The 14143-nt window shown below is 70.4% G+C and carries 13 protein-coding genes; 8 read left to right on the top strand and 5 right to left on the bottom strand.

Features of this window, described 5'->3' with window-relative positions:
• Window positions 1–5: 5 nt before the first annotated feature.
• Window positions 6–542 carry a hypothetical protein gene (locus tag FGD71_RS03740; protein WP_140935817.1) on the bottom strand — a complete coding sequence of 179 codons (537 nt, stop codon included), beginning with the start codon at window positions 540–542 and terminating at the stop codon, window positions 6–8.
• Between the two features lie 60 nt (window positions 543–602).
• On the bottom strand, window positions 603–1043 hold the full coding sequence (locus FGD71_RS03735) for an SRPBCC family protein (protein ID WP_119098944.1): 441 nt from the start codon (window positions 1041–1043) through the stop codon (window positions 603–605).
• 168 nt (window positions 1044–1211) lie between these two features.
• On the opposite strand from FGD71_RS03735, the gene FGD71_RS03730 reads away from it, so the two are divergent.
• From FGD71_RS03730 to FGD71_RS03720, 3 genes are all read left to right on the top strand, one after another.
• Window positions 1212–2198 carry an LLM class flavin-dependent oxidoreductase gene (locus FGD71_RS03730; protein ID WP_119098926.1) on the top strand — a complete coding sequence of 329 codons (987 nt, stop codon included), beginning with the start codon at window positions 1212–1214 and terminating at the stop codon, window positions 2196–2198.
• Between the two features lie 172 nt (window positions 2199–2370).
• Window positions 2371–2667, top strand: coding sequence for a hypothetical protein (locus FGD71_RS03725; protein WP_119098925.1), 297 nt, complete (start codon window positions 2371–2373; stop codon window positions 2665–2667).
• Between the two features lie 244 nt (window positions 2668–2911).
• Complete coding sequence (locus tag FGD71_RS03720; protein WP_140935816.1) at window positions 2912–4474, top strand: hypothetical protein; 1563 nt, start codon at window positions 2912–2914, stop codon at window positions 4472–4474.
• Between the two features lie 35 nt (window positions 4475–4509).
• Here the strand turns inward: FGD71_RS03720 and FGD71_RS03715 are convergent, their stop codons facing one another.
• A complete protein-coding gene (locus tag FGD71_RS03715; protein WP_119098923.1) occupies window positions 4510–5850 on the bottom strand; it encodes a Gfo/Idh/MocA family protein in 1341 nt (446 codons plus the stop codon).
• A 332-nt stretch (window positions 5851–6182) separates the two neighbouring features.
• Here FGD71_RS03715 and FGD71_RS03710 point away from each other — a divergent pair, with 332 nt between their 5' ends.
• Genes FGD71_RS03710 through FGD71_RS03690 form a run of 5 tightly spaced genes read left to right on the top strand, consistent with a single transcriptional unit; the run spans window position 6183 to window position 11719 of the window.
• Window positions 6183–7469 (top strand): ABC transporter substrate-binding protein, encoded by a 1287-nt coding sequence (locus FGD71_RS03710; RefSeq protein ID WP_119098922.1) that lies wholly within the window; start codon window positions 6183–6185, stop codon window positions 7467–7469.
• Window positions 7466–8410: a carbohydrate ABC transporter permease gene (locus FGD71_RS03705; RefSeq protein WP_119098921.1), complete on the top strand. Its 945-nt coding sequence runs from the start codon at window positions 7466–7468 to the stop codon at window positions 8408–8410. The genes FGD71_RS03710 and FGD71_RS03705 overlap by 4 nt, the downstream gene beginning before the upstream one ends.
• Window positions 8410–9282 (top strand): carbohydrate ABC transporter permease, encoded by an 873-nt coding sequence (locus FGD71_RS03700; RefSeq protein ID WP_119098920.1) that lies wholly within the window; start codon window positions 8410–8412, stop codon window positions 9280–9282. The genes FGD71_RS03705 and FGD71_RS03700 overlap by 1 nt, the downstream gene beginning before the upstream one ends.
• Window positions 9279–9896, top strand: coding sequence for a hypothetical protein (locus tag FGD71_RS03695; protein ID WP_119098919.1), 618 nt, complete (start codon window positions 9279–9281; stop codon window positions 9894–9896). Before FGD71_RS03700 ends, FGD71_RS03695 begins: the two co-directional genes overlap by 4 nt.
• Window positions 9893–11719 carry a hypothetical protein gene (locus tag FGD71_RS03690; protein ID WP_119098918.1) on the top strand — a complete coding sequence of 609 codons (1827 nt, stop codon included), beginning with the start codon at window positions 9893–9895 and terminating at the stop codon, window positions 11717–11719. The genes FGD71_RS03695 and FGD71_RS03690 overlap by 4 nt, the downstream gene beginning before the upstream one ends.
• 21 nt (window positions 11720–11740) lie before the next feature.
• Here the strand turns inward: FGD71_RS03690 and FGD71_RS03685 are convergent, their stop codons facing one another.
• A complete protein-coding gene (locus FGD71_RS03685) occupies window positions 11741–12547 on the bottom strand; it encodes a class I SAM-dependent methyltransferase (protein WP_119098943.1) in 807 nt (268 codons plus the stop codon).
• Window positions 12548–12769: 222 nt separating this feature from the next.
• Complete coding sequence (locus tag FGD71_RS03680) at window positions 12770–14134, bottom strand: MBL fold metallo-hydrolase (protein WP_119098917.1); 1365 nt, start codon at window positions 14132–14134, stop codon at window positions 12770–12772.
• Window positions 14135–14143: the final 9 nt, after the last annotated feature.

Genomic DNA, 14143 nt, shown 5'->3' with positions numbered 1-14143 from the left:
GGCGACTACGCCGGCGCCGCGCGGGCGACCAACGGGACCCCGCCCTCTGGAAGGAACACGACAAACTCCTGAGCACCGTGAACCACACGTGCCAGACCCAGCCGGCCGCCCCCGCGCACCACGGGTGTGAGCAGTTCACCACCCTCGACGATCCGATGGAGCTCCGCGTAACTCCGCACGACCTGTTGCGTCGGCCCGTTGATCCAGAGCCGTACGTCGGCGCCCTGGCGGAGTGCCGCGAGCAGCTCGTCCCGCAGGCCGGTCGGCGCCGCGTGTTCAAGCCGCCCGTGAAGGAGTTCCTGGACTCCCGGTTCGGCAGGCGCGTCGGCCGCCCTCGTCCTGCACTCCGGACACGCCTCGGCCTTCCTGGCGGAGAACAGGTGCCGATACACGGTCACTTGATCCCGTGGGATGCCGCAGAGCGTGGCGCTCCCCGCCAACGCGTGCTCCGCGGCCGGTGCGTCCGTCCCCCGGCACGCGGTAAAGGACGCCGGCACGCGCGCGGCGGTGAATGACCAGTCGTGATGATCAGCCGTCGACATGGCCATCACTTTGGCACACGATGCCCCGACCCCTGCCGGCGGTCGAACGTACCGTCAAGATCAAGGCCGCTTCAGCAGCCCGTCGACCGCCCGCCCGAACATCCCCCGGGCCACCCACCCCAGTGTCCGGTCGAAAGCGGCCGGCAGCAGGCGCACGCGCAGCTCCTCCCGCCACACCACCCGTGAACCGCCGTCCCTGTGCGGATGCACGGCAATCTCCGCCCACCCCGCCATGAACGTGCCGCGCTTGACCAGACGGCACATCCCTGAGTGTCCGTCCGCCGGCGGTCGCCAGGTCACGACCTCCATCGGGTCGTCGAAGGCGACGGGTCCGATCCCCGATCGCGCCACGAAGACCGTGCCCTCGCGGGTCGGCGGCGAGGTGAGGACGGTGACCTGGGTGAGCGGTACGACGTCCCCGTGGCGTTCCCATGTCGTGAGCCGCCGCCAGACCTCGTCGACCGGACTCGGAGCTACGCGTTCCAGCAGGAAGAGGGCCACGGACCGATCGTAGGCAGGCGGGCCGAGCACATGAGCGAAGCGGCTCTCCCGTCGTCGTACCGGTCACGGTGCTTGCCCGATTCGAGCAGTGAGGTCCGCCCGGCCGCTCCGTGGCGCGAAAAGAGGTCGCCGCTCCCTCGCCGAACGCGTGATCTCTAAGCTGACGCCATGGTCGGATTACCTCTCTCAGCGCTGGAAGTCGCGATGGTCCAAACGGGCGCCCGAGCCGTGGACACTCTGCGGGACACGGCGGCCTTCGCACAGGAACTGGAACGGCTGGGCTACCACCGGATCTGGTACGCCGAGCATCACCACTCGCCCGCGATCGGCGCGTTCCCACCCGTCGTGCTGACCGCGCACGCCGCCGCGTCCACCTCGGTCATCCGTCTCGGTTCGGGTGGAGTGCTGGCCCCCAACCACGCACCCATCACGGTGGCGGAGCAGTTCGGAACGCTGGCAGCCCTGCACGAGGACCGCATCGACCTGGGCATCGGCCGCGGTCCTGGCACCTTTGACGAGGCCACCGCACGGGCACTTCGCCGCGGAGCCGGACCGGCGACGGACGCGGAGTACAAGGGCGACGTAGATGCGATCCTGTCTTTTCTGGTCGACGAAGTCGCACTCGGCCCGCTGCCGGAGCCATGGCTGCTGGCCTCCAGCACCGCGGGTGCCGCACTCGCCGCGGGACTCGGCCTGCCGATCGCCGTCGCACACCACATCCGGCCGGACAACACCCCCGCGGTCCTGGAGCGTTACCGGGAGGCGTTCACCCCATCCCGTTGGTGTGAGCAACCTCGGGTGCTGTTGTGCGTGGAGACGGTGTGTGCCGAGACGGAAGAGGAAGCCGCGTGGCGAGTCGGACCGATGGACGTCGTGAGAGCCGGGCTCCTCAAAGGACTGAGTGAGACGCCCTTCCCCACGCCGGCGGAGGCGGCCGACCACGCCTTCACGGCGCAGGAGCGACCGGCGCTGGCCGGCTTCCGTGCCCGGCAAGCGGTCGGCACACCCAAGATCGTCGTCGACCGCCTCACGCAGCTGGCCGGTGAGACCGGAGCGGACGAACTGATGCTGACCACACCCGTCTACGACCTCCGCGACCGCCTTCGCTCCTACGAACTCATCAAGAAATACTCCGAGGCCACGACAGCACCGTAGGAACTCGGAACGCAGAGCCCGCCACCCCGGTCGAGCGCGACACCCGAAGCGCTCGACCGGCGTGGACAGCTTCGAGCTGTCCATCACGTACGGCGCAGTCCGAGGTGCGGCCGGCCTACCGGGATGGTCGGCTGAGTCTGACTCTGCAAACCTGCCCGCAATGGAGCACCCCATGGCAATCGTCGCGATCTTCGACCAACCCGGCATGACCCAGGCCCAGTACGAGCAGGTCGCCGACAAGGTGAACCAAGGCCATGGCCTGGTCAAGAGCCCCACGGACTGGCCCGTACCCGGCCTCATCTCGCACACCTCCGCCCCCACTCCCGATGGCTGGTTTGTCGCCGACGTCTGGGAGTCCGAAGAGGCGTTCCGACGGTTCAGCGAAATCGTCCTGCCTCTCCTGCGAGAGGCCGGTGCTCCAGAGGTGGAGCCGAAGATCTACCCGGTCTTCAACCTGGTGACGCCGTAGCCGTAGCCGTAGCCGTAGCCGTTGGTGTTGGTGTTGGTGTTGGTGTTGGTGTTGGGAACGGGAAACGGGAACCGGGGTACGTCCGGCGGATCAGGTGGGGCGCGGGGGCGGCCAACTGGCGCTCCCCGCACACACGTTCCCCGAGCCCGCGCACCCACCGTTCGCCCGCCCGTCGCACTTTGTACATGATCCCGTCGGCCGGTGAGGGGTGGGCCGTCGAGCGCCGGGCCTGACAATGCAGCCCGTGGCCGAAAAACCCGTTCCCCTGCCCCCGAACGCGGCTCCAACGGATGCCGCTGCCTGGCTCTCCTCCGACGCGGAGCGATGGCGTGCGCTGCGCCCCGGTTGGTGGGCGCATCCCTTTCCGACGGTCCTGGCGTTGGCGCTGGCGTGCCTGGCCGCTCTCTGGCTGGCCCCGGAGAACGCCTACCTCTGCGGTGACGGCCACTGCACCCCCGACTGGCTCGCCACGGCCATGGGGACACTCGTCTTCGCCGTCCTGTACCGCGGAATCAGGCTGCTGCCCCTGGCCACCGCCGTGGCACTTCCTCTGATTGCCGTCTGGGTACTCCTCGATCCGGACAGCCCCACCACACCGGCCATCGCTGTGGCAGTCACGGCCTGTTACGCCTGCCTCGGCTGTCTGCACCGGCTTGCCGCCGCACGCAGACAGCGTCGGCTGGGGCTGGAGACCGCCGGCCCCGCGCGGTATGCACTGCCCGAAGCGGCGATGACCCTCCCGGACGACGCTGGGCAACTGGGCTGCGGCATCGTCACGGCCGTTGCCGCCGTCGTCGCCTTCGTGATCGCGCCGCTCGGCGTCACACCGCTCATCGGGGCCCAGGGCTGGCAGTGGGTGGCGGTCTTCGGCACGCTCATCGGCTGCCTGAGCCTGGCGTACCAGGTCAGGGACCGACGACGAGCCGCTGTGCTGCGCCGCGAACCGGTGCCCGCACTGCGTGTGCTCGTTCGCGAGGGAGGCGGGCACAACGACCGGCGTACGTACGTTTTCGCGGCTGACGACCTGGAGGGGAACAGGCCGCTCCTCGGCTGCTACACCAGGCTCGCAGGCAGCGAGTCGCGTGCTCCCGTGCACAACCGGCTGCGTGAAGCGGTGCTGTTCGGCCCGCCTCACCCCGGCGGCGGGCTCGTCCTCGTCTCCTCCGACGGACAGGAAGCACCGGGACTGTGCATCGAGTGGGACTCGGAACCGGCACGTCAGGAGTACTCCGTCGACCGGCCCGAGCGACTGGGGCCCGGCGCGGCGCCGGTGAGCTGGGGGCCCGGAACCGGAAGCCGGCTGTGCGCCGTCGTCGTCGAGGCCGCCCTGATCGCCTGCGTGGTCGCTGTTCTGGCCGTGTGGGGTGGCGCCGCGCCCCTCCAGCTTCGCATAGTCCTTGCGATCTTCGTCCTCGCCAACACCCCTGTGATCGCCACCCAGTTCAGCTGGCGCGTCACAGCGGACAGCACGGGCCTGTGGGCTCCCGGATGGCGGCAGGTCAGACACGTGCCCTGGGGCGAGCTCGACCAAGTCCGGCTGTGGGAGCGCGGATTCAACATCCTGCGCTCCGGCGAGGGCGCCCGCGGCATCGAGATTTACGGGGTGGTCGCCCCGGCCTGGCTCAACGGTCGATTTCGCCGCAGACCCGTGGCGCTGCGTGCCGTCGACGGTATCCGCGCCATGCAGGCCGATGCCGCTCTGCGCCCGACAGAGGAAAGCACCATGGAAAGCAGGGGCAGGCCTGTGGGCCTGCCCCTGCTCGTCATCAACGCGGCGTCGGCGCTGGCGCTGTCGGTGTTCGGCTGATCACCGGTGACTGGGCCGGCTTCCGCGGCCCGAGGTCAGACGTCCAGCAGATCCCGCACCCGAACCGGCAGCCCCGTCTCGAACGACCGGTTCGCCGCCAGCCCCGTCACCAGGGACCGCGCTCCGTCCGTCGCGTCCGCCGCGCGCCCCAGGGCATCAGGGGCGTCGGTCCGCTCGCCGAACAGATCCGCCAGCATCCGGATGTCCCCGCCGCCGTGCCCTCCCTCGCCGGTCGCGACCTTCACCTCACGCGGACGCTCCCAGAAGCGCCGGAGCAGCAGTTCGGTGCGGCCCGCGTCCTCGCCCACCGCCGAGCCGTGCATGACGGGGCCCGAGCCCTCCGCCCGGACGTCCGGGCGGACCCATGTCGTCTCCTCGACCAGCAGCTCGAGCCGCCCCTCGCTGCCGTTGAAGCAGACCCGGTAGCCCTCCCAGGGGGCGTACGCCGTGAGGTGGTACGTCAGCGTCGCAGCGGACGCGTACCGCACGAGTACCGCCATGTCGTCCTCGATGGTCACGCCGGGCCCGAAGACGTTCTGGTCGCGGTGGTAGCCGTCCTCCCGCTCGGCGTCGAGATACAGCGCGCTGAGCACGGGCGAGTCCGCGAGGTGTACGGCGAAGGGGTCGCCGTCGGCCGCCGCAGAGCCGTGGGCCCGGGTGTACGGGCGGGCGTGACCGCGCCGCCGGCCCGCGGTGTCGCCGTAGAAGAACAGGCCGCCCTGGGCGTAGACCGTCTCGGGCTCGGTGCCCAGCCACCAGTTGACGAGGTCGAAGTGGTGGGTGGCCTTGTGGACCATCAGGCCACCGGAGTTGGCCTTGTCGCGGTGCCAGCGGCGGAAGTAGTCGGCGCCGTGCCGCAGATCGAGCAGCCACTCGAAGTGCACGGAGCCGACCTCGCCGATCTCACCGGCCGCGATGGCCTCCCGTACGGCCGAATGGACCGGGTTGTAGCGGTAGTTGAAGGCGACCCGCACCTCGCGGCCCGTGCGCCGCTGGGCGTCCAGGATGCGGCGGGCCTTGTCGGCGTCCGTGGTCATCGGCTTCTCGGTGACCACGTCGCACCCCGCTTCCAGCGCGCGCACGATGTAGTCGTCGTGGGTACGGTCCACGCTGCAGACGACGACGAGGTCGACACGTTCGCGGCGCAGCATCTCGTCGAAGTCCTCGGCCGCGTACGCCGGTACGGGCTCCCGGCCGGGCCTGTCGGCGGCCAGCCAGTCGTTGTGGACGGCCATGCGGTGTGTGTTGACATCGCAGAAGCCCACCAGTGCCGTACGGTCCGCGTGCGGGCCGGTCAGCGCCTGGGTGAAGAGCTGGGCGCGGGCGCCCAGACCCACCACGGCGCAGCGGCGGGGGCGTGCGGTGTCGGCGGTCATGCGGTCTCCGTTTCCCGGCGGGCGTGCCTCGCTGCGGATGAGATGGGTGACAGCGGCAACGATTGCATGTGAGGGTTCCCAGGACAAGAGGTGTTCCTGGTGCACAACTCCCTGCAGATCGGCGCTACTTCATTGACTGGGTGGCCACCTCGGGCATAGCTTCCGGACCCGTTGGAAATGGAGTGGCAACGTTTGCAAGGCAGGGGTCCGCCCCGCACGCGCGATCGGCCGCATTCCGTTTCTCGCTACACGGGTCTTGTCGTGACATCCGGACGTTCCCTAGGGTCGGCCTGGGTGCAAGCGCTTTCTGACTGGGAGAGGTGACTCTGCGTATGCCCGGAAACAGGACAATGAGGTCCTGCGCGACGGCCGCGGTGCTGGCACTCTGTGCGGCGCTCTCCGGCTGTTCGGGGTCCGGCGACTCGGGCGGCGGCGGCAAGGCCGTGCTCCGCTACACCTGGTGGGGCAACCCGGACCGGGCGGCCCGCACCGAGGAGGCGGTCGCGCTGTTCGAGAAACAGCACCCCGGCATCGACATACAGACGTCGTTCGCGGGATACGACGCGTACAAGCAGAAGCTGGCCACGCAGGCCGCCGGCGGCGACGCCCCCGACGTGATGCAGCTCGACTACCGCATGATCGACCAGTACGCGTCCGGCGGCGTGCTGCTGGACCTGGCCAAGCAGCGGTCCGCGCTGAGCACCGCCGACATCGACGCGGGGCTGCTGGCCACGGGCGTCGTGGACGGCAAGCAGTACGCGGTTCCCCAGGCACGCGGCACCGAGACCATCGTGTACGACACGAAGCAGTGGAAGGCCACGGGCGTCGAACTGCCGCGCGAGGGCTGGACATGGAACGACTGGGCCGACACCATGCGCGCCCTGGCGAAGAAGTCCGGCAAGCCCGGCGGCACCGACCCGGGCTGGAGCGAGGACGCCTTCGAGGTGTGGCTCCGTGGCCAGGGCAAGAACCTCTACACCAAGGACCAGCAACTCGGCTTCGACGCCGACGACTTGACGAAATGGTGGACCTTCACGGACAAGCTGCGCCGCGAGGGAGCCGTCTCGCCCGCCGAACAGACCACCCAGCTCGACGGCACCGTCGAGAACACCCCGCTCGGGCGCGGCGGCAAGGCGATCTCCGACAACAACTGGGACGCGCCGTCCAGCGGCTTCCTGGCCCTCGTCCCGAGCGGAGTCACCCTCGCGCCCATGCCGTCGGGTGAGGACGGCACGCCCGGCCAGTACTTCAAGCCGTCGATGTTCATGGGCATCGCGGACAACTCCGGATACCCCGAGCAGGCCGCTCAGTTCATCGACTTCATGCTGAACGACGCCGACGCGGCGAAGACCCTCGGCGCGACCCGCGGCATCCCCGTCAACGAGTCGATCCGCGAGGCGATCACTCCCGAGCTGAAGGACTTCGACAAGACGGTCGCCGACTTCCAGGCCTCCCTGGACGGCGACCTCAACGCCCCGCCGAAGGCGCCTCCTTCGGGCGACAACGCGCTGCAGACCACCTTCCAGCGCGACTACGACCAGGTGTCGTACGAGCGGATGTCGCCCCGCGAGGCGGCCGAGAACTACATCACCGAGGCGAAGGCGGAGCTGAGGTCATGACCACCACCGAGATACCGACGGCCTCGCGTACTCGGCAGGACGCCGCCGTGAAGAAACCACCGCGCCGCAGGCGCGAAGGCGCCGCCTGGGTGTTCCTCTCCCCGTGGGTCCTCGGCGCGTCCGTACTGACCCTGCTCCCGATGGCCGTCTCGCTCTATCTCTCCTTCACCGACTACGACCTGTTCAACCCGCCGCAGTGGGTGGGCCTGCGCAACTACACGCAGATGTTCACCGAGGACCCGCGCTACTGGCGCTCCGTCGTCGCGACGCTCACCTACGTCGTGATCGCCGTGCCACTCCAACTCGGCCTGGCCCTGATCGTCGCGCTCGCCCTGAAGTCCATGCGACGGGGCAAGGGCTTCTACCGCTCGGCCTTCTACGCGCCGTCCCTGCTCGGCGCCTCCATGTCCATCGCCCTCGTGTGGCGGGCCGTCTTCAACGACGGCGGCACGGTCGACAACCTGCTCGGCACCGGCGGCTGGGTCAACCAGCCCGGCTGGGCGCTGTTCGCCGTCGCGCTGCTGACGGTGTGGCAGTTCGGCGCGCCTATGGTCATCTTCCTCGCCGGACTCCAGCAGATCCCGTCGGAGCTGTACGAGGCCGCGGCCGTGGACGGGGCGAGCAGATGGCGGCAGTTCCTGTCCATCACCGTGCCGATGCTGTCCCCGGTGATCTTCTTCAACCTGGTGCTCCAGACCATCCAGGCCTTCCAGGTCTTCACCCCCGCCTTCGCGGTCAGCGCGGGCAAGGGCGGCCCGGCCGACTCGACGCTCTTCTACACGCTCTACCTCTACGACCGCGGCTTCGTCGCCTCGCACATGGGCTACGCCTCCGCGATGGCCTGGACGCTGCTCCTCGCGATCGGCGCCGTCACCGCGGTGCTGTTCCGCACCTCGCGCTCCTGGGTCTTCTACGCGTCCGACACCGATGGGGGTGCCTGATGACCACCTCAACCGCCTCAACGACCGTGGTGCGCAAGCCGGTTGCCTGGCGGCGCGTCGCGCTTCACCTCGGCTGTCTCGCCGCGCTCCTGGTGATGCTGTATCCGCTGGCGTGGCTGCTCGCCACCTCGCTCAAGCCCGCCGACGAGGTGATCGCGAGCCTCGACCTGCTGCCCAGCAGCCTGGAGTGGTCCAACTACTCGACCGCTCTGGAGGGCGTGAACGAGGTCTCCGTGTGGCGGTTGCTCGGCAACTCCCTGTTCATCGCGGGCGGCGCCGTCATCGGCAACGTACTCAGCTGCTCCCTGGCCGCGTACGCCTTCGCGCGCCTGCGCTTCAGGTTTCGCGGGCCGCTGTTCGCCTTCATGATCGCGACGATCATGCTGCCCCACCACGCCGTGCTGATCCCGCAGTACATCCTCTTCAACCAGCTCGGCATGGTGAACACCTACTGGCCGCTGATCCTGCCCAAGTTCCTTGCCACGGAGGCTTTTTTCGTCTTCCTCATCGTGCAGTTCATGCGGGGACTGCCGCGTGAGCTGGAGGAGGCGGCGCGGATCGACGGCTGCGGGCCGTTCCGCAGTTTCTTCCTGGTCATCCTGCCGCTGACCCGGCCCGCGCTGATCACCACGGCGATCTTCACCTTCATCTGGACATGGAACGACTTCTTCACCCAGCTGATCTATCTCTTCTCGCCCGAGAAGTTCACGCTCACGCTGGCGCTCAGGCAGTTCGTGGACGCGTCCAGCCAGTCCGCCTTCGGCCCGATGTTCGCCATGTCGGTGATCGCGCTGCTGCCGATCGTGCTGTTCTTCCTGGCCTTCCAGCGGTTCCTGGTCGAGGGCATGGCGAACTCGGGGGTCAAGGGATGAGCGTCGGGCAGACCCGCGAGGCGGGCGAGATCTTCGGACCGCGGATGACCCTGTTCGCGGACGTACTGAGCGTGGGTGTGTGTACGGCCCTCGTGTCGCTGCCGGTCGTCACGCTGCCGGCGGCGCTGTCCACGGCGTGCGCGGTCCTGCGCGGGGCGCGGGAGGACAGGCCCGCCACAGCGGGACGGTACCTGGCGGAGCTGCGGCAACGGCTGCGGGCCGGTGACCTCGTGGCGGGTGTGCTGGCCACGGCGGGCCTGCTGCTGGTGCTGGCCGACCTGGCGCTGGCCGGCGCCGGACTGCCGGGCGCGCCGCTCTTCGCCGCCGTCGCCGCCTGCATCGCCGCGTACGCCGCTGTCGTGGGCCTGCGCGCCTGCGCCCGCCCCGAGTCGCTCACCGACTGGCGGGCCGCGGTACGCGCGGCGGCCCGGGACGCCGTACGGGACGTGGGGGGCTCCGGCCTCGTACTCCTCGCGGTGGCGGCGGCCGCGCTGTGCGCGTGGATGCTGCTGCCGCTGGCGTTCCTGGTCCCCGGGCCGCTGGCGCTGGCGCTGACGGCGATCGACGTACGGCTGCCCTCCCACTCCGACATCTCTCGAAAGAAGGCCGCATGATGGGCCGCAGGACCTTCCTCACCTCCGCGACCACCGGGGTCACCGCCGCGGCCGCCACGGCCGCCGCCGGTCAAGGAACCGCCGTAGCGGGCACGGGAGTCGAGGCGGGCCGGGAGGACACCGACTTCCTTACCTTTCTCACCGCCGCCGCGGACGCCCGCGCCACATCGATCCTCGACGGGTACGGCACGTACCTCACCGAACTGCGCGACAGGGGCAAGGCGCGCTCCTCGGCCCGTGCGCTGCGCACCCTCACCTCGGTCTATGTGCACGACGGCTCGGCGCGTCACCGTGACGGCGCGCTGCTGGGGCCGTTGGGGGAACTCGCGGACGCGCTGGCTCAGGAGCAGTTCGACGACGGGCTCTGGGACCAGGGAGCGGCCCACTCGCCGCCGGACACCGCGTTCTCGATCGTCGACCTGAATCTGGCGTACAGCCTGCTCGACAAGGACGATCACCGGCCCACGGAGAAGCTGCGGGCGACGGTCGAGGGGATTCTGCGCTCGGCCGGCCCGGGGCTCGCCACCGGTGGGCTGCACACCCCGAACCACCGATGGCTGGTGTGCGCGGCGCTCGCCCGCATCCACCACCGCTGGCCCGACCCGGCGTACCGGCGGCGCATCGACGCCTGGCTCGCGGAGGGCATCGACCAGCTGCCGGGCGGCGAGTACAGCGAGCGCAGCCCCAACTACGCGGCGGCCGTGTCGAATCCGGCCCTGCTGACCCTCGCCCGTTTCCACAACCGTCCTGACCTGTACGGACACGTCCGCGACAACCTCAACGCCTCTCTCTACGTCATCGAGCCCAACGGTGAGGTGGAGACGGTCCATTCACGACGCCAGGACCAGACGACGCCGCGTCACCTTCCCGAGTTCTGGCTTCAGTACCGGGAGTTGGCGATCCGCGACGGTGACGGGCGGTTCGCGGCGGTGGCCGCGCTGCTGCGGAAGCGGGGCACCGGGCAGACCTTCGGCGAGACCCCGCTGGGCGACCGGCTCGCCGAAGTCCTCGACCGGCCCGAACTGGCCCGGGAACTGCCGCGACCCACCGAGCTGCCCACGGACTACGAGCATCACGACCCAAGTTGCGCGCTGGTGCGGGTACGCCGCCAGGACGCCACGGCGAGCGTCTTCGGGGGCACCGACTTCCCCGACGTGCACGCCATCTCCTCCGGGCTGTCCACCAACCCCACGTTCTTCAAGATGCGCAAGGGTGCGGCGATTTTGGACTCGCTCCGGCTGGCGCCGCAGTTCTTCGCGCTCGGTCACTTCCGGGCGGAGAACCTGGAGCGGGCGGCGGACGGGGGCTGGCGGCTCACCGCCGAGGTCCGGGCCGCGTTCCACCAGCCGCTGCCGCCGCAGCACCGCCGCCGAGACGGCCTCTATCCGCTCACCGACGACGGCCGCTTCTGGTCGGCGATGGACTTCCCGCACCGGCCGAAGGAGTACCGCACGCTCCGCACCGAAGTGACGGTGAGGGAGGTGGCGGACGGCTCCTGGACGCTGGATGTCGAACTGGCCGGCTCCGAGGTGCCGTTCGCCCTGGAGCTCTGCTTCCGCCCTGGCGGCACTCTGACCGGCGACGGCCTGGAAACCGTCAGCGGCTCCCCGGACACGTACCAACTCGTCGGCGGAGAAGCCACCTACGCCGTCGGCGACGACCGGATCACCTTCGGTCCCGGCAACGGAAAGGGCGGGAAGCAGCCGCCGGTGGTGGACGCGGGGGAGCGGTACTCGTGGATGAGCGGTTCGCTCACACCGGCCGGCATCCGGGTCCTGATCACCGGGAGGTCGCCGCTGACGTACCGGCTGAGTCTGCGCTGAGCCGCACGTGTCGCCGGCCGGTCAGCGACGAGCGCGGGCCAGCAAGGCGGCATGCGGCAACGACAGCACGCCGTCGGCATCGGCGAACTCCGAGCTGAACACATCGAAGTGGCGCTTGACCTCGGCACGCGTCCCGGGTGGCTGGCTCTGCACATGCTGCCCGACGGACGCCACGCCGGCCGCCGGACCGCTCCACCATTCCTCGGCACTGGCACGGTGGTTCCACCTGAGCGTCTCGCAGGCCGCGTCGCGCAGCCCGGCCGTCGCCAGCAGCTCCGTCAGGCCGTCCTCATCTCGCGGGAAGTCGTCCTCAGGCGCGAGGGACGGCAGGTGAGGTGGCCGTACCGCGCCCGCCGCCTGAAGGGCGCGGCCGATCAGGGCCTGCCCTGCCGCGGGAGGTGCTGCCCAGATCGTCAGCGCGATCCATCCGTTCGGCCGTACCACGCGGCGCAACTCGGCCAGCGCCTTCTTGGGCCGGCCCACGTGGTTCAGCACGAAGTTGGCGACGACGGCATCGAACTCCCCGTCATCGAAGGGAAGTTCCGGCAGGGCGGCGACCTGGATGTCCGCCGCGGGCTCCGCCCGCCTGGCCAGCTCGACCATGCTGGGCTCCGCGTCCACGGCCGTCACCGTCGCCCCGCGGGAGCACGCGGCAACGGCCACGGTCCCGGGCCCGGTGCCCACATCCAGCACCCGCACATCCGGGCCCACTTCGGCGGCCTCCAGCAGCTTCGGCACCGGCCAGGCACACAGCCGGGCGAAGCTCGCGGCATAGGCGGCGGCCCGACCCGCCCAGATCAACCGCTCACTCTCATCGAACTCCGTCACCGCCACCGGCCTCCCGTCCCGAACCACCCAAAGATCGACACAACCGGCAGGACCTTAACGCACCGCTTGCTGGGAAACCGGCCTTCATGAGCCCCACGGGCCCCATGTCCCTCTGGGCCCCATGCCCCTCATGAGCCCGCGCCCCATGAGCCTCACGAGTCCCATGAGCCCACCCGGCCGGGCTGCGGCAACGGCCTGAACGCGCCGTCGCCGTTCACCCAGTCACGTGCCCTGTTGAAGGGGACGGCCGGTGGCCTCGGCCCAGTCGTCGGGCCCGCCGTCGAGGACCGCGAGGTCCTGATGTCCGGCGCGCTGGAGGACGCTGGCGGCGGTCATGGCGCGCAGGCCGCGCCCGCAGTGCACGACCGCGCCGCCCGGCGCCTCGCCGGTACGCTCGGGGAGTTCGCCGAGTTCGATGCCTACCGATCCGGGGATGTGTCCGGCGCCGCGCTCGGCCCGCTGGCGGACGTCGAGAACCGGACGGTCGGCCACGCGGTCCGCGGTCAGCAGCTCGACGCGCTCCTGCTCGCCGCCGTCGGCGGTCCAGGCCGCCATCGGGAGGTGACCCGGCAGCAGCTCGTAGCCGATCTTCAGAGCCTGCCAGGTGAGTTCGGCGAGGTCCTGCCCGGGAGCCGTGACGAAGACGAGGGGTACGTCGTCGGGGAGCAGCCAGCCCAGCCAGGTGGCGAACTGGTCGCGCAGCGGGATGGCGAGAACGCCCGGGATATGACCGGCGGCGAAGTCCGCGACCGGCCGTACGTCGACCACCTGTGCGCCCTCGCCGAGCAGCCGGCGCACCTCGGGGACCGTGAGCGTGGCGAGTCCGGGTGCGGAGCCGAGGACGGCGGGGCCGCGCCGGTTGGCTTCGGCGAGGCGGGCGAAATACGCCGGGTAGGAGCCGAGTCCGCCCAGCAGTTGCCGTACGAAGGTGTCCTCGTCCGGTGCGGCGAGCAACTGGTTGGACCGCCGCTGATCGCCGATGGTCGTCGTGTGCTCGGCACCGGCCGGGGCGGAGCAGAACGAGCCCGCGCCGTGGGTCGGCCAGACGGCGACCGGGTCCGGCAGCTCGGCCAGTCGTCGCAGGGACCGGTACTGGGCGCGGGCGAGCTCCTCGGCCCGGTCGCCGCCGAGCAGGTCGGTGCGGGCGGCCGAGCCGACGATCAGCGAGCCGCCGGTGAACACGCCCAGCTCCCGGGCGCCGTCCAGCAACAGGAAGGACAGATGCTCGTCGGTGTGGCCGGGGGTGGCCAGCGCCCGCAGGGTCAGCCCGCCCAGGTCGACCTCGTCGCCGTCGCCCAGGCCCTGGTGCGGGAAGGCCCGGTGTCCGGCTGCGGAGGCCAGCACCGTGGCGCCGTCGTCGTGGGCGAGCTGTACGGCGCCGGAGAGGAAGTCGGCGTGCAGGTGCGTGTCGGCGGCGAAGGCCACCGTGAGCGTCAGCCCGTGCCGTTCGGCGGCGATACGTACAGCCCGCAGGTCGCGGCCGGCGTCCACGGTCAGCGCCCGGCCGTCGCCCAGGTCGACGAGGTACGCGTTGTTGCCCAGCCCCTCGTCGACGAGGTGAATCAGATGATCGTCGGCGAAGCCCATCAGGTCCTC

It is taken from the genome of Streptomyces sporangiiformans, assembly GCF_005768555.2.
In the GTDB taxonomy this organism is placed as follows: Bacteria; Actinomycetota; Actinomycetes; order Streptomycetales; family Streptomycetaceae; genus Streptomyces; species Streptomyces sporangiiformans.
This window is presented reverse-complemented; position numbering and strand designations above follow the sequence as displayed.

Excerpts from the sequence above, each read along its gene's own strand:
- FGD71_RS03740 (WP_140935817.1), bottom strand. The coding sequence starts at position 542 with ATGTCGACGGCTGATCATCACGACTGGTCATTCACCGCCGCGCGCGTG.
- FGD71_RS03730 (WP_119098926.1), top strand. The coding sequence starts at position 1,212 with ATGGTCGGATTACCTCTCTCAGCGCTGGAAGTCGCGATGGTCCAAACG.
- FGD71_RS03725 (WP_119098925.1), top strand. The coding sequence starts at position 2,371 with ATGGCAATCGTCGCGATCTTCGACCAACCCGGCATGACCCAGGCCCAG.
- FGD71_RS03715 (WP_119098923.1), bottom strand. The coding sequence starts at position 5,850 with ATGACCGCCGACACCGCACGCCCCCGCCGCTGCGCCGTGGTGGGTCTG.
- FGD71_RS03710 (WP_119098922.1), top strand. The coding sequence starts at position 6,183 with ATGCCCGGAAACAGGACAATGAGGTCCTGCGCGACGGCCGCGGTGCTG.
- FGD71_RS03705 (WP_119098921.1), top strand. The coding sequence starts at position 7,466 with ATGACCACCACCGAGATACCGACGGCCTCGCGTACTCGGCAGGACGCC.
- FGD71_RS03700 (WP_119098920.1), top strand. The coding sequence starts at position 8,410 with ATGACCACCTCAACCGCCTCAACGACCGTGGTGCGCAAGCCGGTTGCC.
- FGD71_RS03695 (WP_119098919.1), top strand. The coding sequence starts at position 9,279 with ATGAGCGTCGGGCAGACCCGCGAGGCGGGCGAGATCTTCGGACCGCGG.
- FGD71_RS03690 (WP_119098918.1), top strand. The coding sequence starts at position 9,893 with ATGATGGGCCGCAGGACCTTCCTCACCTCCGCGACCACCGGGGTCACC.
- FGD71_RS03680 (WP_119098917.1), bottom strand. The coding sequence starts at position 14,134 with ATGGGCTTCGCCGACGATCATCTGATTCACCTCGTCGACGAGGGGCTG.